This is a genomic window from Marinobacter sp. BW6, assembly GCF_008107725.1.
Lineage (GTDB): Bacteria > Pseudomonadota > Gammaproteobacteria > Pseudomonadales > Oleiphilaceae > Marinobacter.
Genome location: NZ_VIRN01000061.1, coordinates 235271 through 257100 on the forward strand (window position 1 = coordinate 235271; position 21830 = coordinate 257100).

The following is a 21830-nucleotide window of genomic DNA, read 5'->3' on the forward strand; positions in this document are numbered from 1 at the left end:
TAGCGAATAAATATGTCGTATTTCTCGACAGTCCGCGCCAACGTTGGTTCGTCCGTTCCTAGGAGTTTTGAGAGATGCTTTCTTGCCCGGGGATGTTTTTCAGCAGCTCGGCATTGGTGGGGTACTTCTCCAGCAGCTCAACCAGCTTTTTAGTGCCCGCCAGCGGTTTGAGACCGCTAAGCGCCCGGCGCAGTGCCCCTATCTTGTCCAGATCTCTAGGGTCTAACAGCAGCTCTTCACGGCGCGTACTGCTTTTGGCAATGTCCAGCGCGGGGAAGATGCGCTGATTCGCCACCTCTCTCGATAACACCAGCTCCATGTTCCCGGTGCCTTTAAATTCCTCAAAGATAAGCTGGTCCATCCGGCTGCCGGTATCCACCAAAACGGTGGCCAGAATGGTCAGCGAACCGCCATTCTCAAGGTTTCGTGCCGCTCCAAACAACCTCCGCGGGACCTCCATCGCTCGCGCATCCATCCCACCCGACATGGTACGACCACTGCTCTTTCGCTCCGCATTATGCACCCGCGAAAGCCGGGTGAGAGAGTCAATCACAATCATGACGTTCTCACCCTCGCCCGCTTGTTGGCGGGCGGTATCAAGAAGCTCATTGGCAACGCGAACGTGATGCGCATAGCTTTCATCAGAAGACGAAGCGTGTACCTCAGCCGGGACGCTACGCTTGAAATCGGTGACCTCCTCCGGTCGCTCATCGATCAATAACGCATATAGTTTAATCTCCGGATACGCCTTTCCCACCGCCTGGCAAATATGTTTCAAAATCGTCGATTTTCCAGACCCCGGCGGCGCAACGATCAAACCTCGCTGGCCCATGCCAATCGGCGTGATCAAATCCATCGCGCGCACCGTGAGTTGGTCTGAACCTGACTCCAGGCGAATCCCCGGCGCCGGGTTGATAGCCACAGCATTTAAAAAACGTTTTTGTGGATCAGCCTCGCTTTCAACCTCACCTTCAACCATAGCTTCGGCTTCCGCAGCCACTGGTTTAGGTTCTTTTTTTCGTGTTCCGGTTAAACCTAGTGTCTTTCTCGTCATGGTTGTTTGATAGCTCTTTTTTTAATAGATATTTTTTCGACAAAGGCAGCCCAGTGCAAAAAACCAGGGTGCACAAAATAAGTCTGTCGCGGTTTTTGGTCCCGGTTTTTGATGTCTCTATCTGCCTAACGCCCGCAATCACGCGCTTGTCGCGTGGATTGCATAGTTATGCCACCTGGACCAAAATATACCAATTATTGGTACTAGCGAGGTGGCATCATGCAAAAGAACACCAGCATCACTTTAGGACAACATTTTGATGCGTTCATTGCAGAACAGCTCAAAACTGGCCGATACAGCTCAACCAGCGAGGTCGTTCGTGCCGCATTGCGCCTGCTTGAAGAGTCTGAAACCCGCCTGACTACACTTCGTAAATTGCTTAAGGAAGGCGAGGAAAGTGGTTTCGAAGACTACTCCTATGACTCGTTTATTCGTGAACTGGACAACGAAGGGCGCTGATGCCAAGTTTCAAGCTTTCCAGGAAGGCCAAAGCTGACCTCAAATCTATTGCCCTAAACACGGAGCGTGAATGGGGTCGAGATCAACGAAACCACTATGTTCTCCAGTTCGATCAATGCTTCCACCTTCTGGCTGACAATCCGAACTTGGGGCAAGCTTGTGATGAGATAAGTCCAGGCTACCGACATTACCCTCAGGGGAGCCACATCATATTCTATCGGCTAGCCACCGAGGTTATTGTTGAAATTATCCGCATCCTGCACAAACGCATGTTGCCTGAGGGGCATCTGCTTTAGGGCATAACATTTGTATATGAGTCCCTATGACCATTTTCCCCAAGACTCATGTCTCCATTCAACAATCCCCAAAAGCTGGGCAGAAAATCCTTTTGGGTCAATAACTTCGAATGGTTTTTAGCTCTGTGGATCCAAGCAATAATGATCACGGTGATCGTTCTTTGCTACCACCCGGTCTTCGTGGTTTCCACAACCAGCCTGTCCGGCGGCACTGAGGACTGGTATCGTCTGCTTCCCAATTTAGTCCGGCACTGGAGACTCACTGTGAAAAGTTGGTTATTTCTGGGCATTGCCATTGTTGCAGAGGTGGTGGCAACCAGCGGGCTTAAAGCCAGTGAAGGGTTTACCAAGCTCTGGCCCAGCCTGCTGGTGATTGCGGGCTATGCCGTGGCCTTTTACTTCCTCTCGATCACACTGAAGGAAATCCCGGTGGGCGTGGCCTATGCCATCTGGGCGGGGATGGGCGTTGTACTGGTAGCACTTATCGGCTGGCTGATTTACGGGCAGGCTCTGGATGCCGCCACTGTGATTGGTATGGCGTTGATCATCACCGGTGTTGCGGTGATCAATCTGTTTTCCAAGTCAGTCGCTCACTAATCTGTCGGCAAAAACGGAGCTCCTACAGATGCATCTACCTTTCTGGCTGACCACCGCCCTGCTCTTCCCGGTACTATTGTACCAAGGCAAACAGGCCCGCCGCACAACCCCCAGGCTGCCGGAAGCCGGAGGCTCCCCGTCTGGTCAATATGGCGAAGGCACTCCGGCCAGGCGAATCCTGGTGATTGGCGAATCCACGGCGGCCAGTGTCGGTGTTGAAACCCACAATCAGGGCCTTGCCAGTCAGTTGGCGCGGCAGGTTTACGAACGTACGGGCCACACCATTGCCTGGCACACCTTCGGGATCAATGGCATTCGGCTTGGGGCGCTGATTCGCGAGCTGGAAACCGCCGAATTGCCAGCTGCGGATGTGGTGTTGTTAAGCATGGGGGTGAACGACACCACGGGCTTCACACCACGTTTTCGTTTCCGCCGGCAGTTGCGGGCATTGCGCCAATTACTGGCATCCCGGTATCCGGGGCCTGTTCTGCTTCTTAGCGTGCCGCCCATGCATCTGTTTACGGCCCTGCCCTCACCGCTCCGGCACGTAATGGGGTGGCGGGCCCGGCAGCTGGATAAGCTCTATATCCGCCTTGCACAGCAGTTTCCCAAAGACTTCAAGCACCTGAAGTACCCAGTGGTCACGGATCCGGCGCTGCTTGCCAGTGACGGTTATCATCCTGGCAAGCAGGGCTACCAGTACATTGCTGAGGCACTGGCAGACAAGGCTATCCCTGAACAACTTTTCAGTAGCGAAAGCCAGGCCAACTGATATAGTAATCAGATCCAGCCAAATCCCGTTCTGGTGGTAGTAGGGAGAAGCGTGCAGACAGGAAGCGCGTTTTACTGCTGTCAGCCTAACCTGCCAAATCCGATCTCCTCTGAGTCAGCCCGAAGGGCGATGGCTTAACGGCCTTGCCGGTCACTCACTAACTCGATAGTGCTGCAGGGTCTCTGTCATTGAGGAGTGATGAGATGAAAACTGCTCTTTGTCTGTTTCGATCCAACCTTTCCGTTATTACGTTGGCCTGGCTTGGTTTTGCCAATGCAACCATCGCTGCCGACCTGCAGGTTTTCACTGGAGTCCCGGTCGCCGTCGGTAACGGCACCGTACGCGTGGAAGTCACGACAAACGGGATGAACGAACCTGAATCTGTGTCTGTCATTATGACCAAAGAGGCACTTCAGGGACTGCCTGCTGTTCAGGGCGAGAAAATGTTCTGGGAGTTTTCATTGCCCATGCCGGACACCGGCCCGCAAACGGGCTACGATCACGTTGTCCTTGACTGGAACCCTGCTGGCCATATCCCGGAAGGGGTTTACAACGTCCCCCATTTTGACGTGCACTTCTACCTGATCAGCGACGGTGAACGTGAAGCCATCACCTTCCATGGCGAAGGCCGTGAACTGGCCATGGCGGCACCAGACCCACAACTCGTTCCGGCGGGGTATGTCATCCCCCCGGATGCGGCCGTGGACAAGATGGGAATGCACGGCCTGGACCCTGCGGGACATGAATTCCATGGCCAACCGTTCAGCCACAACTTCATCTACGGCTATTACAAAGGCGAGCTGATGTTCGTTGAGCCGATGGTATCGCTGGCCTTTCTGGAGTCGCTTCCGGAGATGACCTCACCGGTAAAGCAACCACAGCGGTATAGCTACCCTGCATGGTACCCGGCAACCTACCGGGTTGGGTTTGATGCCGGGAAGGGTGAGTACACCATCGCACTCCAGAACCTGGCCAGGTTTGAATAAGTGTGCCTCAGGGTGCGAGCTTCCGCTTTAGCGCCCTGGAAACCGACAGAGGCAGGCTGGGCAGTGAGCGCAGCATCCACGGTAGTATCCGGCGTTTCACCCCGCTCAGTGATTCCGGGATCACGGCTTCAATGAGGTGTGGTCCCGGCATTCTCTGGGCGTATTCCAGGGCTTTTGCCATTTCCTCGGCGGTGTGCACCCGCACGCCGTGAACACCCATGCCGTTGGCCATTTCCGCGAAGTTGATCACCGGGCCGCGCAGGTCCAGCTGGGATTTGGCTTTCTCACCGGCCTCTTCCGCGCCTACGCGCTCCAGTTCGATGTTCAGTACGGAGTAGGACGCGTTGTTGAAGATGATGGAGGTCACGTTCAGCTGTTCCCGGGCCATGGTCCACAAGGCCTGGATGGTGTACATGGCGGTGCCGTCACCGATCAGGGCGATAACCGGCCGGTCCGGGCAGGCCACGGCGGCACCTACAGCGTTGGGCAGGCCTTGGCCGATGGCGCCGCCGGTAAGGGTGATCATGTCGTGGCGGGGTGCGCCGGCCGTCATTACCGAGAGCATCAGGCTGGAGGTGATGCCTTCGTCCACGATGATGGCATTCTCCGGCATCAGTTCGCCCACCGCCTTGCAGACTTTCTCGGCGGTCAGCTTGCCCCGTGGCCGTCCCGGTCGTTTCTCCGGCTGTAGCTTCGGCTGCGCCTGGCTGGCACCCACGGCGTCATTGAGTTTTTTGAGGCTGGCCAGAATATCCTGGTCGGAGGCGGCAAGGGTGTGTACCTGGCAGGTATCCGGTACCAGGTAGCTCTTCTTTCCGGGGTAGGCGAAGAAGGAAACCGGCGCTTTCGAATCCACCAGGATCAGTTGCTCTACATCGGTAAGCTGCACCGTGGCCAGTTCCGCCAGGTAGGCCAGGCGTTCAATGTAGGGCAGCCCGGCGCCCCGCTCAATGCGGGTGGGGAAGGTTTCCGCCAGCAGGGTCACGCCGCTGTGTGCGGCCAGTTTGGCGGCCGCCAGCATGCTGGGTTCACGCAGGGAATGACCGCCCATCAGCAGGGCGGTTTTCTTGCCGGAGCGGATCGCCTGGGCAATGGCTTCCACTGTGGCATCGTCTGCCGGCTCAGGTGTCGGCGGTGCCATGGGCGCGCTGGGCAAACCGCCCTCCCCCCAGGACACATCCGCCGGCAGTATAAGTGTGGCTACCTGCCCGGGCGCTGTGCGGGCAGCCGCAATGGCTTCGGCGGCGTCCTGGCAGAGGGTTTCCGTGCTCTTGGCGGTGCGCACAAACCCCGGGGAAACGTTACGGGCCACGGTCTCGATATCCGACTGTAGCTGGGCATCGTATTTCACGTGGTAGGTGGCGTGGTCGCCCACAATGTTCAGCACCGGCACCTTGCCCTTGCGGGCGTTGTGAAGGTTGGCCAGGCCGTTGCCCAGTCCACAACCGAGGTGCAACAGGGTGGCGGCGGGTTTGTCGGCCATGCGGGCATAGCCGTCTGCGGCGCCGGTGGCCACACCCTCGAACAGGGCAAGAACAGCCCGCATCTTGGGCTCGTCATCCAGGGCGGCCACAAAGTGCATTTCACTGGTGCCGGGGTTGCTGAAGCAGACCTCAACACCGGCATCTACCAGGGTTCTCATCAGGGCTTGTGCGCCGTTTGTCATTGTTGTTCTCCAGCTTTTGTAAATTCGAGTCTTCGGTTGATTAACTTGCCCATGGGGTTCAGCCTCCGGCCACGATGGCGCGCACCGCCGCCCGGGCCGTCATGATGCACCCCGGCAGGAAGGTGCCTTCCAGGGAACGTTTGCCGTTCGCACCACCGCCACCAAAGCCTGCCGCCTCGCCCACGCAATAAAGGCCGCCAACAGGCTGCCCCTGGGCGTTGAGGACGCGGCTCTGCAGATCGGTTTGCAGGCCCCCCAGGCTTTTGCGAGTAATCAGCTGCATGCGGATGGCGATGAAGGGGCCCGCACCGGATTTCTGCAGCGGAGCCGGTTTGCAGGTACGCAGGCGGTCCGGCTTCCATTCCCGGGCATGCTGTATCATTCGGATCTGGGGATCATCATGAAGGCTGGTGCCCGCCGCGAAGTTGGCATCAAACGCATCGGCGGTGGCCTTGAGCGTTGCCGGGTTGATGTCGTTGGAGCAGGTGAGCGCATTCATCTTGCCGGCCAGCTCAGTAAGGCTGTCCGCCACCAGGAAATCCCGGCTTTCATGCTGCATCTGTCGCACCAGGGCGTGGTTGCCCAGCAACAGTTCTTTCACGAACTGGGGGAACTGTTTGTCCCGGATGCGGGCGTTGTGCTCGGCGCCGGAGATGGCAAATTCCTTGGCGGCAATGCGCCAGTTCAGCAGGTGCCAGGTCCAGGGCTTTTCCTGTTCCGCCACCCGCTGGCAAAGCCAGTGGGTATCGAAGCCGGTCACCAGGGGTTCCGGGCCAATCCGTTCACCCCGATGGTTCAGCCACAGGGCCGATTTGCAGGGAATGGTTGAAAGACCATGGCCAGGAAAGTGGGGGTACGGATGCGGGAAGCCGGCCGCGTAGTTCCACATTTCGCCGGCGTGGGTGATCCGGCCTCCGAGGGTGTCCGCCACCCAGTGATGAATGCGGCCATCGGCATAGGGGTGGGCACCGTTCAACATCCGGGTGGGTTGCGGGCGATCCACCGGCCAGTTGGCCCGGCATTCCTTGTGGCTGCCGTTGATACCGCCGGTGGCCATTACTACTGCGGCGGCTGAAAAACGGACTTCTTCACCGGTGGCTTCATTGACAGCCAGGGCCCCACTCACTTTTCCCGCTTCGTGGTCCAGTTCAGTAATGCGATGCTGGTGCAGGAGGGTGAGCTTGCCGCTGGTGTTCTCCCGGTGCAGCGCCGTCATCAGGGATCGGACCAGTTCCCGGGCGGTGCCCCAGACCACATGGTAACGAGGCAAACGGTTGCCATCGCCGAAACGGCCACGCTCAACCCAGTTCACCGCCGGCAGGAATTTTATGCCTTCGTTGCTAAGCCAGTCGTAAACCTCGGAGCGTGAATGCTCCACATAATACCGGGCCCATTGCAGGGGCAATTCATCGTCGGGCGCCAGCTCGCCAAAGCTGAGCCAGTCGTCCAGGGCAACCTCCGGTGTGTCGGCAATCTTCATGCGCTTCTGAAGTGGCGTGCCCACCAGCATCATGCCACCAAAGGCCCACAGTGCCAGGCCTCCCATCCGTTCTTCGGTATCCCGGTCTGCCAGGACAACGGACTTGCCGGCGCGCAGGCCTTCCAGAGCTGCGACAATACCAGCCAGCCCGCCGCCGACCACCAGGATATCTGAGGTAATTTCCTTGGCCATATCGCATCCGACCTGATCGCAATGAGTTGTCAGCTTTAAAGATATACCGGTACCATGGCTTTAAAATTGACTTCAGAGGCCAACAAAATTGACTCTAGAGGCCACGGTTTCCATTGGCTGGGTCAACACCGTGATTGGTGCTGCAGAGAGGCTGTCGGTAACGGCTGACCAACTGCTGGCCGCGGCGGGTATTCCGCACTCCGCCTGCGAACTGGAACGCTGGCCGATTGACGACATTACCCGGCTCTGGCACGCCGCCGAGCGCTGCACCGGCGACCCGGGCTTTGGCCTGAAAGTAGGTGCAGAGTTCTCCCCGATGAGTATCAGTGGCGTCGGGTTTGCGCTGCAGTCGGCGGCCACCCTGCGAGAGGCCATCGTGATGGTGCAGCGTTTCCAGCGGCTGATCTCCGATGGCGGGCGATTCCAGGTTGTCGCCGGCAACGCTGCCACCTGGCTGGTCTACCATCCCAGGCAGGGCCGGCTGGCATTCAGCCCGCATCAGATTGAGGCGGTGCTGGCCTCGGTGGTTGGCTTCGGGAGTTGGGTTACGGGAACACGGATGCAACCGGCCCGGGTACAATTCAGCCAACCGCGGCTGGGGCCGTTGGCGGGGTACCAGACCGTGTTCAACTGCCAGGTGGAGTTTGAGCAGGCGTTCAGCGGAGTACTGATCGACAATAGCGTTCTGGACCAGCCCCTGCCCCAGGCCGACCCTCAGCTTGCGCAAGTGCACGAGCGCTACACAACCGCTCGCCTCGCCGCGCTTTCCATCAACAGTGCCTCGGTGCCGGAAATACGCAGATGGCTCACCGCCCGAATCGGCCCGGTTCTGCCCCGCCGGGCAGACGCAGCGGAAGCCCTGGGCATCAGCGAACGCAGCCTGGCCCGGCGGCTCCGTGAACAGGGCCAGACCTTCGATGGACTGGTTGACGACGTACGTCGCGAAAAAGCCCTGCAGGCGGTCGCCGATTCCAACTCTTCCCTCCCCGAAATCGCGGAAGCGCTGGGGTTTGCCGAGGTAAGCACCTTTTACCGCGCATTCCGGCGCTGGACGGGCATGCCACCGGTGCGTTGGCGCAAGCAGCACAGCTCGGCTTGAGCGAGATGTGTTATTTGGGCGACTCGGCTGTTCCCGGCTGCCCGGACAACTGAAGCTGGTCTCGCCCGCCTTTTTTGGCGAGATACAGAGCTTCATCGGTCGAGTTAATAAGATCATCCGGGTTGCAGCCATGCTCCGGCGCGGTTGCCAACCCGGAAGAAAAACGAACAACCAACTGCAGGTCGCCAAGGGTCAGCTCCATGGGGCTGTTCTTTCGGCGCCATTCGGTCATTCGCTGGTGTGCATCGGCCATTGAAAGCCCCGGCATCATAATCAGGAATTCCTCACCACCCCACCGGCAGACCACATCCTCCTTGCGCATGCCATGACACAGCAGCCGACTGAACTCCACGAGCACCCGATCGCCTGCGGCATGGCCATGCTCGTCGTTAAGCTGTTTGAAGTGATCAAGATCCACCATCATCAGAGTAACCGGGTAGTGCTCCCGCTGCGCCCTGCTCAGCTCGCGGTTGAGGCTCTCAAGAAGGTAGCGTCGGTTAAATAGATTGGTCAGGGGATCGCGGATGGCCTCTTCCTGAAGCTGCTGCTGAAGGCGGCGATTCTCAGCCAGCTGGAGCTCCAGGGACTCGTTGGTCTTTTTGAGCGCCATCTCGGCATTGCGCCGGGCGGTTATATCCCGGGAGATGCCGCAGATATACACCGTGCTGCCATCCTTGCCCAAAAGCGGTGAAATACTGGTTTCAAAGATGGTAAGCGGCGCCGAATCGAAGCCTTCGGTGGTTTCTTCGTAACGGATCATGTGGCCGGCTTCTATTGCCCGGGCGTAGTTGTCGGCTATTCGCTGATTCAACTCGGGGTCCGGAACGATTTCGTCCAGGAACCGCCCACAGAGCATCTCATCAGTCTGTTGCATGAACCTGTCCATAGCTTCGTTGCAATAGACAAGGCGATACCGTTCGCCCTCCAGCCGCAAAAGAAAAACGTGATCAGACATGGTATCGAGCATGCCCGTAAGCAGATGAATGTCGGCTGGCTCAACTTCGTTTACCGTTGATGTCACAGTGTAAGATCCGTTTTTTTGCTGAGACTGATTAACGCCTGACTATAGCCCAACCTGCCACACCGGGTAATAGCCAGACTGCAATTTCATGTTGAGCAACCGCGAACCAACAAGTAACCTGCTGATCAGACACCAGAGCCTGAGGCACCATGAAGCCTGACTCCCATCAGCTCCCAGACAACGCCATTGGCGCGACGAGTTCGCAGTCGCCCTCAGACACCCCTGAGCACATTGCTGAGCTGATTCACCGTGTGGCTCGGAAAGACCGCCAGGCTTTCGCCCTTCTCTACCAGGCAACTGCTCCGAAACTTCTCGGCACCGTGTTGCGTATCCTCAGAGACAGAGGATGGGCAGACGATGTTATCCAGGACAGTTACCTCAAGATCTGGCAGAAAGCAGAGCAATTTCAGGATGGCAAATCCTCGCCTATCACCTGGCTGGTTTCGATTGCCCGTAACAGTGCAATTGACGAGCTGCGCAAACACCCTGCCGGACGTACCACGAACAGCGACGAGCTGGATGAAATGCCGGGCAGACAGTCAACGGCTCAGGAACAGCTGGAAGACCAGCAGGCGGCTAATACACTGAATCACTGCATCGACCAACTGGAGAAAGACCGACAGGACATGGTACGGCTCGCCTACCTCAATGGCTGGTCCCGGGAAGAGCTGGCAAGCCAGTTCGAGCAGCCGGTCAATACGGTGAAAACCTGGCTGCACCGCGCCCTGAAACAGATCAAAAGGTGCCTGGAATCATGACGGAACGCGACGACCTGGACATGCTGGTTGCAGAGTTCGTTCTGGGCACCTTACCGGCCCCGGAGCGGGAGTATGTTGAAAGCCGGCGTATTGAGGACCCGGAGGTAGATGCGCTGATTCTGCAATGGGAAGAGCGGTTGGGCAGGCTGGCTGAAGAAACCGAGCCCGTTCAGCCCTCACCGGCGCTGTTCGCAAAAATCGAGAAGGCTCTGGACCGCGTGGAATCGACGCCTCGCGAGGCTGCCGAAACGTCCAACGTGGTTGCTCTGCGCAGCCAGCTTAACCGCTGGCGCTGGAGCACGGCGATTGCCTCGGCGGCCGCCCTGGTTCTCGTAGCTATTCTGGCGTTCCAGCCACAGCCCGAGCCACAAGCCCAGTCGTTTGTAGCGGTTTTCCAGAACAACGATGAACAGCCGGCCTTCCTGCTCACGGTGGACCTGAAGGAGCAACGGCTCAATATCAGGCCGGTAACTGCCGAGCCAAGACCCGGAAAATCCTATCAGTTGTGGATCAAGGCAGACGAGCTGGGACCAAACCCACGTTCGGTGGGCGTTCTGGGCAACGACTTCAGACTTGATGAGGGGGCGCTGAGAAGTTATGACCCGGCCCTGCTCAAGGAAGCCACGTTCGGCATCAGCGTCGAACCCGAAGGTGGTTCACCCACTGGCCAGCCCACCGGGCCGGCGATTCACGGTTACCTCTACCCCACCGACGGTAATGATCAGTAGGCGTGGCCACAAAAAAATCACCGGTGCCTGAAACTTTGCGCATCCGCTCCCGTAGCTGCAGTTAACCCGTCCAATAACAAACGAACGGACGGGAAACACTGAGACTTAGGAGAACGCAATGACCAAGCACGCAAAAACATCTGCACTTCTGGCCGCCCTGGTTTCTGGCGCTTTGGCAACTGGTTCTGCATTGGCAGCTGAGCATAAAGCCGGTGTCTGGACCAATGATCAGTCCGTTGCCAACGGCGTTGTATCCGCAAGGAAGGTGGTTGCCGAGCAGAATGGCTGGTTGGTGGTTCATCGCACCGACGAATCCATGAAGCCCGGCCCTGTCGTTGCTCATGCGCCTTTGCGCAAAGGCATGAATATGGACGTCGCGGCTATCCTGACCGAGGACGTGCAATCCGGTGACATGCTGATGCTGATGGTTCACAGCGAAGATGGCGGCATGAAAACGGGTATTTTCGAGTACACCCTGGGCGCCAAGGAAGACGGCCCGATCAAGAAGGATGGCAAGCTGGTGATGTCGACCATCACAGCACAATAACCGCTGGTGTTATTGTCGGCTGCTGAGCTGAATGGCGGATGCAGCCGGCAACTCAAACCGCTTTCTTCATCCTCGGCTACCCTTACTTTCCATCTCCTTTGACCCCCAACCGGTCCAGATACAGGTGAAGCTCTGCCTCACTCATATCCACGTACTCAAGCACCCGGCCATACAGCATGGCTGTCGGCACATTACGGCCGTTCAGCTCATGCTGGGTTTCCTGCAGAACGTAAAGGATGATGCGTTCGGTGCGGGTGAGGCCGTCGCGAACGTCGGGAATGACTTCAAGGAGGGCATGGCGATCGTCGGAAAATTCCATCAGGTACTCAGAGTGAAGCTGCTGTCTGGTACATGGTAGCAGGCCGGCAGCGAAGCCCACAGGGGCAACGCTGCCTCCTCGCAACGGATCAGATCTGCTTGTAGACCACCTCGGAAAGACGGCTGCGGTTGCCATCGGTGTCCAGGGTGCGGATCGCGAAGTACCAGGTGCCTTCGGTTAGCTCGTCTACCAGCAACTCGTCAACGGAGGCATCGCCGATCGCCAGGCTCTGGTCCAGGTTTTCGGCGCTGGAGCCATAGACCACCTCGAAACCTGCGATTTCACCCATGGCCAGGCTCTCGCCATTCTCGCGGGTCAGAGGCGCGGTCCAGCTCAACAGCGCAGAGTTTGCCGGGAGGGTTTCCTCTGGAGTGGTTTCCGTGGTGGTCTCGGTATCTGTTCCGGTGTCCGCTACGGTTTCATCCATGGTGTTGTCCACCGATGAATCAGGCCCGGTAGTACCGGCAACCTGCTCTTGTGTCGAATCTGTGGAGGTATCAGTCGACGTGTCAGTGCCTGTATCCGTTGAACTGTCAGTAGTGCTGCCAGAATCAGTTCCGGCGGTTGCGTCACCACCTGCGATTTCGTCGGTGGTCTCACCGGAGTCGACAACACCGGTATCGCTCTCTTCATTTACATCAGCAATGGTTTTAAAGCGCTGGACGTTGCGGTACTCAACCACCACCAGTTTCTGGCTGATGACGCTTGAATCCACCACATTCTGAAGTTCGGAAGACTGCAGTGCCGCTGCACTGACAAGGTCCGCCAGCGCCACGTTGGTACCGTCGCCCATGACGCTGATCTGGCCGGTGGCACTGACCTGCGAGGTGACGTCGCTCAGAACATCGGAAATGGAATCCCACTGGGCGCTGTCGTTCACGAGCGCCAGGAATGCCGCATTGGCAATCGCCACCTGAATGGCGTCAGCCGTTACGCCGGTCATACCATCCAGATTGGTCAGGTCCGGCGGAGTCAGGCGCAGAGCGCCAGCCGGAAGGCCGAACCAGTTTTCAACAGTAGTGTAGGCACTGGAGATCGCGCCCGGTGAAAGACCTTCTGAGCTGCGCTCCGCCAGGGTAACCGCCAGATGAGTCAGCGGAGTGAGGTTAACGGTTTCCATGCGCAGATCACCCGCGCCCAACAGGCTGAAGTTGCTGTCCAGGGGCATGGTCTGGCCGAAAGCCACCGGCTCACTGCCAGCCTGATCGCACTGGGGCGCAACGTCGCAAATCATGCGGGTGCCGCCATCGGCTGAGAGCTCAACCAGGGCCCAGCCTTCGGCTTTGCCGCGAAGCTGCCACTCGTAACTGCCATCGTCTGCCGTCAGTACTGGCTTCGCTGCCTGGCGCTGGGGCGCGTAATAGCCATCCTTATCGGAAATCAGGCGATTGGCAACAACCAGCCCCTGTTGGATAACGCCCTTGATCGCTGCGCCGGCAATCTGAACTGTCGGCTCGGCCGTGGCCGGAGCCTGCGCGGTCGTGGTGATTTCTTCACTCGAAATGTCCAGACCGCAGCCCGAAAGCAAAACGACCGCAGGTAACATCAGCAGTCCTTGCTTCGTTAGTTTTTTGCTGCAATATGACATCGATTCACACCAATTGTTTGACGAATTTGAGCGAATCTTACAGCGGCAATTTTTGGTTATATGCGGCGTAGTTCCGAATTTCCAGGAGCAAGCCCGTCAGGAAATTGACGCTTACGGAGGGATACATGTTGTGATGGAAGGTTACAGCTAAAAGCCCGGACTGAGGAGCATAAGGCATTGTTTTACTGTGTTTTTACGCATCACGCTCAAATTCCGGCTCTGCGCCGGGAACGACGTGCGCGGTGCCTGATTACAAATTTAAACGTTGGTAAAGCGAGAGCGGTTTCACAGTTTTCCGGAGGCCGCTCCCGGATAACGCAGATTCACTGACTTTACGGAAAGTGCCGAGCGGCCCGGGGATTCAAATGCCCAGCCTGTCCCGCAATGCATAGTACCAGGCGCCCATAGCCGTCAAAGGCACCCGGAGGGCCCGCCCACCCGGGAACGGGTAGTGTGGCATGCTGGCGAAAGCGTCAAACCTTTCCGCCTGACCCTGGATCGCGAGGGCCAATGCCTTGCCAGCCACATGAGTGAAGGTGACGCCATGGCCGGAGCAGCCCTGGGAATAGAACACATTCTCGTGCAAACGGCCGAGCTGGGGCAGGCGTGACAGGGTTAGAAGGAAATTGCCGGTCCAGGCGTAATCAATCTTGACGCTCGCCAGTTCCGGGAAGGTTTTCAACATTTTCGGGCGAATCAGGCGCTCGATGTCGGCCGGATCACGAGCGCCGTAGACGACACCGCCACCGTATATCAGCCGGTTGTCGCCAGACAGGCGAAAGTAATCCAGAAGATAGTTGCAATCCTCCACACAGTTATCCTCCGGCAGCAGCTTTTTGGCAAGCACGTCATCCAGTGGCTCGGTGGCAATAATTTGTGAACCGCACGGCATAGATTTGGCCCCAAGCTCCGGCACCAGACCACCAAGGTAGGCGTTGCCCGCCAGAACCACATACTGGGCCCTGACTTCGCCCTGTTCGGTTTTGACGGTTGCCGTTTGCCCCGGGAGAATTTCTGTTACGGCCGAGTGCTCGTGAATAACGCCGCCACGGGATTCCAGTGCCGCCGCCTCGCCCAGAGCCAGGTTAAGCGGGTGGATATGGCCACCGGTATGGTCGATGGCACCCCCAACATATCGCTCCGTGCCAACGCGCTTGCCAATGGCAGCCCTATCGAGCAACTCAAGCTTTTCATAGCCGAATCGCTGCCACAACGCCCGCTGGCCCTCCAGATGCTTCAGTTGCTTCGGATTAAGTGCGGCAAAAATACCACCCTCTTTCAGGTCGCACCGAATGCCGTAACTCTTCACCCGCTGGCGAATGATCTGGCTGCCCTCAAAGGCCATCTCAGACAGCAGTTTCAGGTGGTCTTGAGAGGTCTGTCGTTCGATGCTGTCCAGATCCCGGCTGAAGCTGTTAACGATCTGGCCGCCATTGCGCCCCGAAGCACCCCAGCCGACCGTCGCGGCCTCCAGAACCACCACACGGAAACCGGCTTCCGCCAGAAACAGTGCTGTCGAAAGGCCGGTATAGCCGGCACCGACGACGCATACATCGGCCTCGCAAGATCCTCGCAGCGCCGGGCGCACAGGGGCCGAATTGGCGGAGGCTGCGTAATACGAGGGAACCGGGGGATACTCGATCATTATGTGACGCCAGAAAAGGTGATAGAGACGTTCAGGATCCGGCGGCAATGCTGCGCGCCGCAGAAAGTCTATGCCAGCGCAGGGCGTTCGGAAAGACACGTTCTTATACCTATATCGCGGGCGGCGCCTGGGGATAAAAGTGCTGCTATGATTGCTCAACTCTACAGCCTGCGAGGCGTCCATGAATCAACCCGTCAGCTCTTCCACACCGACCAGCCAGAGCGAATGGCAGGCCCTGGCCACAAACCTCACTCTGGAGGGCCGCGCCTATCTGAACGGCGCCTATCAATGGGCTGCCAACGGCGAGACGTTTACCTCGGTCAGCCCGATTGACGGGCGCGAGCTGGCCTCTATTGCCAGTTGCGATCAGAGCGATGCCGACCAGACCGTTATGGCTGCCCGCTCCGCCTTTGAAGCGGGCATCTGGAGCCAGCTGGCACCGGCAAAACGCAAGGCGGTGCTGCTCCGGTTCGCTGAGCTTATCGAAGCCCACGGCGACGAGCTTGCCCTGCTGGAAACCCTGGACATGGGTAAGCCCATCAACCACGCCAGGACCGTCGATGTAACGGCCACCGCCCGGGCAATCCGCTGGACCGCTGAAGCCATCGACAAGGTTTACGGTGAACTTGCCCCCACACCCCACAACCAGATTGGCATGATCTCCCGGGAGCCCATGGGTGTTGTGGCTGCCATCGTGCCCTGGAACTTTCCAATGATCATGGCGGCCTGGAAAATCGCCCCGGCCCTGGCTACCGGTAACTCGGTGATCCTCAAACCTTCCGAGAAATCACCCCTGAGCGCTATTCGACTGGCCGCCCTGGCCGAGGAAGCAGGCGTTCCCCCCGGCGTTTTCAATGTGCTGCCGGGCTTCGGCCACACGGTGGGCAAGGCTCTGGCCCTGCACATGGACGTGGACTGCCTGGTGTTTACCGGCTCCACGAATGTGGCCAAACAGCTGATGATCTATGCCGGCCAATCCAATATGAAACGGGTGTGGCTGGAGGCCGGCGGCAAGAGCCCCAACATTGTCTTCGCCGATGCGCCAGACCTGAAGAAAGCCGCTGCCGAGGCGGCGAGTGCCATTGCCTTCAATCAGGGCGAAGTGTGCACTGCCGGCAGTCGCCTGCTGGTCGAGAACAGCATTCGTGCCGAGTTTGTAAGACTGATATGCGAGGCCATGAAAACCTGGCGGCCCGGCCATCCGCTGGACCCGGCGACTACCTGTGGCGCGATCGTGGATCAGGCCCAGCTTGATCGGATCATCGACTACATTGGCATCGGTCAGTCCGAGGGGGCGACCCTGGTGGAAGGTGGGCAGCGGATTCTGGAAAACACGGGCGGCCTGTTTGTTCAGCCCACGGTGTTTGACGGGGTGAATAACCAGATGCGCATTGCCTCGGAGGAAATCTTCGGGCCGGTGCTTTCTGTCATCGGCTTCGATACCGCAGACGAAGCCGTCGCCATTGCCAACGATTCCATCTACGGTCTGGCTGCAGCCGTGTGGACCTCAAATATCAATACCGCCCACAAGGTGGCCAAGGCCCTGCGAGCCGGCAGCGTGTGGATTAACCACTATGACGGCGGTGATATGACCGCACCCTTCGGTGGCTTCAAGCAGTCCGGTAATGGTCGCGACAAGTCTGTGCACGCCTTCGACAAGTACACGGAATTGAAGGCCACCTGGCTGGTGCTGGAGTAGTTCGGCACAGTCCGGCAAACGAAAAACGGCGCCTTCAAGGCGCCGTTTTTTATCCCGGAATTGATCAGACCGTGTGCAGGTACCAGAGATATTCGAGATCGGAGATGGTCATCTCGAATTCATTCAGCTCATGCTCCTTGCAGGCCACAAACACATCCAGAAACTGACTGCCGAGATAATCGGCCATCACCTTCGACTGGCCCAGTTCCCGCAGGGCATCCCTCAGGTTATTCACCAGCGACGCCTCGTGCTGCTCATGGGCATTACCAACTGTGACCGGCGGTGGCTCGATCCTGTTGGAGATCCCGTAATGAATGCCCGCCAGCACGGCGGCCATCAGAAGATACGGGTTGGCATCGGCACCCGCTACCCGGTGTTCAATACGCAGGGCTTCGGGATCACCGCCCGGCAGCCGGAGTGAGGCAGTACGGTTGTCGACGCCCCACGTGGCAGCGCTGGGAACGTAATACTCCGGACTGAACCGCCGGTAGGAATTGATGTTCGGGCAGAACAACGCCATGGCATCGTTCATGGTGGCCACCAGCCCGCCCACAGCCCAGCGCAGCATGTCGTTGGGCTGCTCTGCTTCCCCGGCGAACACGTTACGACCCTCGCCGTCCACCAGGCTCACGTGCAGGTGCATGCCGCTGCCGGCCTGGTTATGGTAGGGCTTGGCCATGAACGTGGTGTCCATTTCATGGTCGTAAGCCATGTTCTTGATCAGCCGCTTGAGCAGGGTTGCGTGATCACAAGCCTGCACAGCGTCGTCGACATAGTGCAGGTTGACTTCAAACTGCCCGGGTGCCGACTCGGCTACCAGCGCATCTGCCGGCAGTTCCTGCTCGTGGGCCGCATCCAGCACATCCGCCAGGAATTCCGCGTACTCGTCCAGGTCATCAATGGAATAGGCTTGCGTGCCCGCCGGGCGCTTGCCAGAGATGGGTGACTTGGGTGGCTGAGGGCGACCGGCGAGGTTTTCCTGGTCGATCAGGTAAAACTCCAGCTCAAAGGCCGCCACGGGAGTTAGCCCCAGTTCCTCGAAGCGCTTGACGATGTCCTGCAATACCACCCTTGGATCCGCGAAAAACGGTGTCTCACGGTCCAGCTCATACATGGTCAGCAGCAGTTGCGCGGTGGGACGTTTCTGCCAGGGTTCCATGGTGAGAGTATTCTCGATAGGCAGGCACACACGGTCTGCCTCGCCGATATCCAGACCCAGCCCGGTTTCTTCCACCGTGGTGCCCTGGATGTTCAGGGCAAAGATGGAAGCCGGCATGGCCACGCCACGCTCAAAGACCTTCGCCAGCGCAGACGGATCCACCCGCTTGCCGCGAACAATGCCATTCATATCCGGGATCAGCAGATCAACAAACTGCAGTTCGGGGTGTGCCTGAAGGAACGAGTCGGCACTCGTAGAACCAGAAGCCATAGGGAAAGCCTTACACAACGCAAACAGGCCTGGTGCCGAGGAGCCGGCGCAGGGGTTTAAACACTCCTTTATCCCGGTTTCCCGGGTGTTTGGCAAGATAAGCAAATGCACTGATTCGTGGAGTAAAATTTTTATAGCGCAACCCTGCATCTCATGATACATATCGCGAGAATTCGGCAGGTTCCCCACCGCCGTTTCCAGGACAAGCCTTAAAGGAGTCAAAAGGCGGCACCCCTTGCCAACTGCGGCCACCCTCAGCAGACCTGCACAACACTGCGTGCGTCCTGCACGTTTTGTATTAATCCCTTTTGAGTGAGGGACATCATCCAATGTTGAAGTTGTGTAAGCCACAGGCGCTGGCCGCCTCTGTTGCGTTGTCTCTGTGTGCCTCCTCCGCGTTTGCAGCTGAGGAAGTGCGTGTCTACAACTGGTCCGATTACATCGCTGAGGACACCCTGGCGAAGTTCACGGAAGAAACCGGCATCAAGGTCATCTACGACGTTTACGACAGTAACGAGATCCTCGAAGCTGCCCTACTTTCCGGTCGTTCCGGCTACGATCTTGTTGTGCCATCCAACCACTACGTGGCCAAGCAGATTTCTGCCAACGCCTTCGTGGCGCTGGACCACAGCAAGTTGCCGAACATGAGCAACCTGAACCCGGATCTGATGGACGACCTTGAAAAGGTTGACCCGGGTAGCCAGTTCGCCCTGCCCTATCTCTGGGGCACCAACGGCTATGGCTACAACGAGGGCCGCATCCTTGAGATCCTGGGTGACAACGCCCCCACCGATTCCTGGGCCCTTGTATTCGATCCTGAAGTCACCGGCAAACTTGCCGCCGGCGGCTGCGGTATTGCCATGCTGGATTCGGGTGAAGAGATGGTGCGGGCCGCCATGGCCTATATCGGCCTGGACCCGAACAGCAACAACGCCGACGACATCAAGAAAGGTGGTGAGGTGATCAAGGCCATTCGCCCCAACATCACCTACTTCCACTCGTCCCGTTATATTGGCGACCTGGCCAACGGTGATCTGTGTGTGGCTGCCGGTTACTCCGGCGACATCCTGCAGGCCGCTGCCCGCGCCGAGGAAGCCGAGAACGGCAACGTGATCCGCTACACCATTCCCAAAGAGGGTGCGGTGCTGTGGTTCGACATGATGACCATCCCGGCCGGCGCGCCGAATGTGGAGAACGCCCACAAGCTGATGAACTTCCTGATGCGTCCGGAGATCATCGCGGACGTGACCAACTACGTGTGGTACGCCAACCCGAACAAGCCGGCCAACGAATTTGTTGATCCGGAGATTCTGGGCGACACCAGCATCTACCCCACGGATGAAGTGATGAAGAAGCTGTACATCATGGAAGGCCGGCCTCAGGACGCACAGCGTCTGATGACCCGCACCTGGACCAACGTGAAGTCTGGTCGCTAAGCGGTGGAAAACGTCAACAACACCTCCGCGCAAGCGGAGGTGTTACTCAGCATTCGGGGCATTTCCAAAAGCTTTGATGGCACGCTGGCCGTGGACAATGTGAACCTGGACATCCACAAGGGCGAGATTTTCGCCCTGCTGGGTGGTTCCGGTTCCGGCAAGTCCACCCTGCTGCGCATGCTCGCTGGTTTTGAAACGCCCAACAACGGCACCATCGTGCTCGACGGCCAGGACGTTACCAGCCTGCCCCCGTTCCTGCGCCCGACCAACATGATGTTCCAGTCCTACGCCCTGTTCCCGCACATGACAGTGGAGCAGAACATTGCCATGGGTCTGAAACAGGACAAGCTGCCCAAGAGCGAAATTCGCGACCGTGTGGCCGCCATGCTTAAGCTGGTCAAGATGGAACCCTATGCCCGGCGCAAGCCCCAGCAACTGTCTGGTGGTCAGCAACAACGCGTTGCCCTGGCCCGCTCACTGGCCAAGCGTCCCAAGCTGCTGTTGCTGGACGAGCCCATGGGTGCCCTGGACAAGAAGCTGCGCACTGAAATGCAGCTGGAACTGGTGGAAATCCTGGAAAACGTGGGCGCCACCTGCCTGATGGTGACCCATGACCAGGAAGAAGCCATGACCATGGCCAGCCGGATAGCGATCATGGCCCAGGGCCGCATTGCCCAGATCGGCTCGCCGATCGACATCTACGAAAGCCCGAACAGCCGCATGACTGCGGAGTTCATTGGCTCGGTGAACATTTTCGAGGCCCACATCCGGGAAGACGAGGCTGACAGCGTTACGTTGACCAGCGACCTGCTGGACGCCCCAGTATTTATAGATCGCGGCGTGACCACCCCGGCGGAAAGCACCGCAACACTTGTGGCCCTGCGTCCGGAGAAGATCTATCTCACCTCTGACAAACCAGACGGCGAGCACAACTGGAGCTGCGGTACAGTGGACAATATTGCCTACCTGGGCGACATCACGTCCTACTACGTGAAGCTGGCCAGCGGCAAACGTGTTCAGGCCACCATGGCGAACGTCGAACGCCGTGGTGAGCGGCCAACCTGGGGCGACAGGGTATTCGTATCCTGGGAAGCCTCCAGCCCCATCCTGCTCTGGAATTGAGCCAATGAGACGGAAACTTTTACCCGCCACTCTGACCGAGCCGGTGCGTTCAGTCCTGTTCAATCGCCGGGTGGTGTTCGGTATCCCGTTCCTGTGGTTGCTGCTGTTCTTCCTCCTGCCTTTTGCGCTGGTGCTGAAGATCAGCCTGACCTCGGCGGTGATGGCCATTCCCCCTTACGAGCCCGTATTCCGGTGGGTGGACAACACCCTCTCGGTGATGGTGAATATTGGCAACTACCTGTTCCTGCTTTCGGACAGCCTCTATTTCGCTGCCTATTGGGGGTCGGTGAAAACGGCGTTCCTGGCCACCGTTGTGTGCCTGCTAATTGGCTACCCCATGGCCTACGCCATGGCGCGGGCGCCGAAGCACTGGCAACTGGTGCTGCTGTTGATGGTGATGCTGCCGTCCTGGACCTCGTTCCTGATCCGTGTCTATGCGTGGATGGGCATCCTTGGCAATCAGGGGCTGCTGAACAGTTTTCTGATGTGGCTGGGTCTGATTGACCAGCCCCTGAAAATGCTGAACACCAACTTCGCGGTGGTGCTGGGCATTGTTTACGCCTACCTGCCATTCATGGTGCTGCCCATCTACACCAACCTGGTGAAACTGGACGTGCGGCTGCTGGAAGCGGCATCAGACCTGGGCTGCCGCAGCCTGACCACCTTCTGGGCCATTACCCTGCCACTGTCGAAGGCCGGTATTCTGGCGGGCTCCATGCTGGTGTTTATCCCGGCGGTGGGAGAATTCGTAATTCCGGAACTACTGGGAGGGCCGGATACGCTGATGATCGGCAAGGTGTTGTGGGAGGAGTTCTTCAACAACCGCGACTGGCCGGTGGCATCGGCCCTGGCGATTGCCATGCTGTTACTTTTGCTGGTGCCCATTTTGCTGTTCCATCGGTTCCAGGCCCGGGAGATGGAAAAGCGTGGTTAAGCC

At 58.4% G+C, this 21830-nt stretch carries 21 protein-coding genes; 13 read left to right on the forward strand and 8 right to left on the reverse strand.

What is annotated here, in order from left to right; genetic code table 11:
* Positions 1-58 precede the first annotated feature (58 nt).
* Positions 59-1054 carry a transcription termination factor Rho gene (rho, locus tag FMN52_RS06735; RefSeq protein WP_148607915.1) on the reverse strand — a complete coding sequence of 332 codons (996 nt, stop codon included), beginning with the start codon at positions 1052-1054 and terminating at the stop codon, positions 59-61.
* A 219-nt stretch (positions 1055-1273) separates the two neighbouring features.
* On the opposite strand from rho, the gene FMN52_RS06740 reads away from it, so the two are divergent.
* The 5 genes from FMN52_RS06740 (at position 1274) to FMN52_RS06760 (ending at position 4164) form a co-directional block, all read left to right on the forward strand.
* On the forward strand, positions 1274-1513 hold the full coding sequence (locus FMN52_RS06740) for a type II toxin-antitoxin system ParD family antitoxin (RefSeq protein WP_148607916.1): 240 nt from the start codon (positions 1274-1276) through the stop codon (positions 1511-1513).
* On the forward strand, positions 1513-1809 hold the full coding sequence (locus FMN52_RS06745; RefSeq protein WP_148607917.1) for a type II toxin-antitoxin system RelE/ParE family toxin: 297 nt from the start codon (positions 1513-1515) through the stop codon (positions 1807-1809). The genes FMN52_RS06740 and FMN52_RS06745 overlap by 1 nt, the downstream gene beginning before the upstream one ends.
* Positions 1810-2073: 264 nt before the next feature.
* Complete coding sequence (locus FMN52_RS06750) at positions 2074-2406, forward strand: SMR family transporter (protein ID WP_148607918.1); 333 nt, start codon at positions 2074-2076, stop codon at positions 2404-2406.
* Between the two features lie 28 nt (positions 2407-2434).
* Positions 2435-3178 carry an SGNH/GDSL hydrolase family protein gene (locus tag FMN52_RS06755; protein ID WP_148607919.1) on the forward strand — a complete coding sequence of 248 codons (744 nt, stop codon included), beginning with the start codon at positions 2435-2437 and terminating at the stop codon, positions 3176-3178.
* Between the two features lie 203 nt (positions 3179-3381).
* A complete protein-coding gene (locus FMN52_RS06760) occupies positions 3382-4164 on the forward strand; it encodes a DUF5602 domain-containing protein (RefSeq protein ID WP_148607920.1) in 783 nt (260 codons plus the stop codon).
* Between the two features lie 7 nt (positions 4165-4171).
* Here the strand turns inward: FMN52_RS06760 and FMN52_RS06765 are convergent, their stop codons facing one another.
* Together FMN52_RS06765 and FMN52_RS06770 are read right to left on the reverse strand one after the other, a co-directional pair.
* Entirely contained in the window at positions 4172-5830 is a 1659-nt protein-coding gene (locus FMN52_RS06765) for an acetolactate synthase large subunit (protein WP_148607921.1), read from the reverse strand.
* Between the two features lie 58 nt (positions 5831-5888).
* On the reverse strand, positions 5889-7502 hold the full coding sequence (locus FMN52_RS06770; RefSeq protein WP_148607922.1) for an FAD-dependent oxidoreductase: 1614 nt from the start codon (positions 7500-7502) through the stop codon (positions 5889-5891).
* An 88-nt stretch (positions 7503-7590) separates the two neighbouring features.
* Here FMN52_RS06770 and FMN52_RS06775 point away from each other — a divergent pair, with 88 nt between their 5' ends.
* Positions 7591-8601, forward strand: a complete 1011-nt coding sequence (locus FMN52_RS06775) for an AraC family transcriptional regulator (RefSeq protein WP_148607923.1) — start codon at positions 7591-7593, stop codon at positions 8599-8601.
* A gap of 10 nt (positions 8602-8611) precedes the next feature.
* Here FMN52_RS06775 and FMN52_RS06780 read toward each other — a convergent pair whose 3' ends face one another.
* A complete protein-coding gene (locus FMN52_RS06780; protein WP_148607924.1) occupies positions 8612-9622 on the reverse strand; it encodes a GGDEF domain-containing protein in 1011 nt (336 codons plus the stop codon).
* Positions 9623-9771: 149 nt separating this feature from the next.
* Here FMN52_RS06780 and FMN52_RS06785 point away from each other — a divergent pair, with 149 nt between their 5' ends.
* The 3 genes from FMN52_RS06785 (at position 9772) to FMN52_RS06795 (ending at position 11655) form a co-directional block, all read left to right on the forward strand.
* Entirely contained in the window at positions 9772-10380 is a 609-nt protein-coding gene (locus FMN52_RS06785; protein WP_148607925.1) for a sigma-70 family RNA polymerase sigma factor, read from the forward strand.
* Entirely contained in the window at positions 10377-11108 is a 732-nt protein-coding gene (locus FMN52_RS06790) for an anti-sigma factor (RefSeq protein WP_148607926.1), read from the forward strand. Before FMN52_RS06785 ends, FMN52_RS06790 begins: the two co-directional genes overlap by 4 nt.
* Positions 11109-11226: 118 nt before the next feature.
* Positions 11227-11655 carry a hypothetical protein gene (locus FMN52_RS06795; RefSeq protein WP_148607927.1) on the forward strand — a complete coding sequence of 143 codons (429 nt, stop codon included), beginning with the start codon at positions 11227-11229 and terminating at the stop codon, positions 11653-11655.
* Between the two features lie 82 nt (positions 11656-11737).
* Here FMN52_RS06795 and FMN52_RS06800 read toward each other — a convergent pair whose 3' ends face one another.
* The 3 genes from FMN52_RS06800 to FMN52_RS06810 all read right to left on the reverse strand — a co-directional run bounded on the left by FMN52_RS06800 (position 11738) and on the right by FMN52_RS06810 (position 15207).
* Positions 11738-11974 carry a hypothetical protein gene (locus FMN52_RS06800; protein ID WP_148607928.1) on the reverse strand — a complete coding sequence of 79 codons (237 nt, stop codon included), beginning with the start codon at positions 11972-11974 and terminating at the stop codon, positions 11738-11740.
* A gap of 88 nt (positions 11975-12062) precedes the next feature.
* Positions 12063-13520 (reverse strand): fibronectin type III domain-containing protein, encoded by a 1458-nt coding sequence (locus FMN52_RS06805; RefSeq protein WP_148607929.1) that lies wholly within the window; start codon positions 13518-13520, stop codon positions 12063-12065.
* A gap of 403 nt (positions 13521-13923) precedes the next feature.
* Entirely contained in the window at positions 13924-15207 is a 1284-nt protein-coding gene (locus FMN52_RS06810) for an FAD-binding oxidoreductase (protein WP_148607930.1), read from the reverse strand.
* Positions 15208-15388: 181 nt separating this feature from the next.
* On the opposite strand from FMN52_RS06810, the gene FMN52_RS06815 reads away from it, so the two are divergent.
* Positions 15389-16906 carry an aldehyde dehydrogenase gene (locus tag FMN52_RS06815; protein WP_148607931.1) on the forward strand — a complete coding sequence of 506 codons (1518 nt, stop codon included), beginning with the start codon at positions 15389-15391 and terminating at the stop codon, positions 16904-16906.
* Positions 16907-16970: 64 nt separating this feature from the next.
* On the opposite strand, the gene FMN52_RS06820 is transcribed toward FMN52_RS06815, so the two are convergent.
* Positions 16971-18335, reverse strand: coding sequence for a glutamine synthetase family protein (locus FMN52_RS06820; protein ID WP_148607932.1), 1365 nt, complete (start codon positions 18333-18335; stop codon positions 16971-16973).
* A 329-nt stretch (positions 18336-18664) separates the two neighbouring features.
* Between FMN52_RS06820 and FMN52_RS06825 the strand changes: the two genes are divergently transcribed.
* Genes FMN52_RS06825 through FMN52_RS06835 form a run of 3 tightly spaced genes read left to right on the forward strand, consistent with a single transcriptional unit; the run spans position 18665 to position 21827 of the window.
* Entirely contained in the window at positions 18665-19771 is a 1107-nt protein-coding gene (locus FMN52_RS06825) for a polyamine ABC transporter substrate-binding protein (RefSeq protein ID WP_148607933.1), read from the forward strand.
* Positions 19772-19774: 3 nt separating this feature from the next.
* A complete protein-coding gene (gene potA / locus FMN52_RS06830) occupies positions 19775-20893 on the forward strand; it encodes a polyamine ABC transporter ATP-binding protein (RefSeq protein ID WP_148607934.1) in 1119 nt (372 codons plus the stop codon).
* 4 nt (positions 20894-20897) lie between these two features.
* Positions 20898-21827 carry an ABC transporter permease subunit gene (locus FMN52_RS06835; protein ID WP_148607935.1) on the forward strand — a complete coding sequence of 310 codons (930 nt, stop codon included), beginning with the start codon at positions 20898-20900 and terminating at the stop codon, positions 21825-21827.
* Positions 21828-21830 lie beyond the last annotated feature (3 nt).

Coding starts and splice junctions, on each gene's coding strand:
- rho (WP_148607915.1), bottom strand. CDS start 1,054: ATGACGAGAAAGACACTAGGTTTAACCGGAACACGAAAAAAAGAACCT.
- FMN52_RS06740 (WP_148607916.1), top strand. CDS start 1,274: ATGCAAAAGAACACCAGCATCACTTTAGGACAACATTTTGATGCGTTC.
- FMN52_RS06745 (WP_148607917.1), top strand. CDS start 1,513: ATGCCAAGTTTCAAGCTTTCCAGGAAGGCCAAAGCTGACCTCAAATCT.
- FMN52_RS06755 (WP_148607919.1), top strand. CDS start 2,435: ATGCATCTACCTTTCTGGCTGACCACCGCCCTGCTCTTCCCGGTACTA.
- FMN52_RS06760 (WP_148607920.1), top strand. CDS start 3,382: ATGAAAACTGCTCTTTGTCTGTTTCGATCCAACCTTTCCGTTATTACG.
- FMN52_RS06765 (WP_148607921.1), bottom strand. CDS start 5,830: ATGACAAACGGCGCACAAGCCCTGATGAGAACCCTGGTAGATGCCGGT.
- FMN52_RS06770 (WP_148607922.1), bottom strand. CDS start 7,502: ATGGCCAAGGAAATTACCTCAGATATCCTGGTGGTCGGCGGCGGGCTG.
- FMN52_RS06785 (WP_148607925.1), top strand. CDS start 9,772: ATGAAGCCTGACTCCCATCAGCTCCCAGACAACGCCATTGGCGCGACG.
- FMN52_RS06790 (WP_148607926.1), top strand. CDS start 10,377: ATGACGGAACGCGACGACCTGGACATGCTGGTTGCAGAGTTCGTTCTG.
- FMN52_RS06795 (WP_148607927.1), top strand. CDS start 11,227: ATGACCAAGCACGCAAAAACATCTGCACTTCTGGCCGCCCTGGTTTCT.
- FMN52_RS06800 (WP_148607928.1), bottom strand. CDS start 11,974: ATGGAATTTTCCGACGATCGCCATGCCCTCCTTGAAGTCATTCCCGAC.
- FMN52_RS06805 (WP_148607929.1), bottom strand. CDS start 13,520: ATGTTACCTGCGGTCGTTTTGCTTTCGGGCTGCGGTCTGGACATTTCG.
- FMN52_RS06810 (WP_148607930.1), bottom strand. CDS start 15,207: ATGATCGAGTATCCCCCGGTTCCCTCGTATTACGCAGCCTCCGCCAAT.
- FMN52_RS06815 (WP_148607931.1), top strand. CDS start 15,389: ATGAATCAACCCGTCAGCTCTTCCACACCGACCAGCCAGAGCGAATGG.
- FMN52_RS06820 (WP_148607932.1), bottom strand. CDS start 18,335: ATGGCTTCTGGTTCTACGAGTGCCGACTCGTTCCTTCAGGCACACCCC.
- FMN52_RS06825 (WP_148607933.1), top strand. CDS start 18,665: ATGTTGAAGTTGTGTAAGCCACAGGCGCTGGCCGCCTCTGTTGCGTTG.
- FMN52_RS06835 (WP_148607935.1), top strand. CDS start 20,898: ATGAGACGGAAACTTTTACCCGCCACTCTGACCGAGCCGGTGCGTTCA.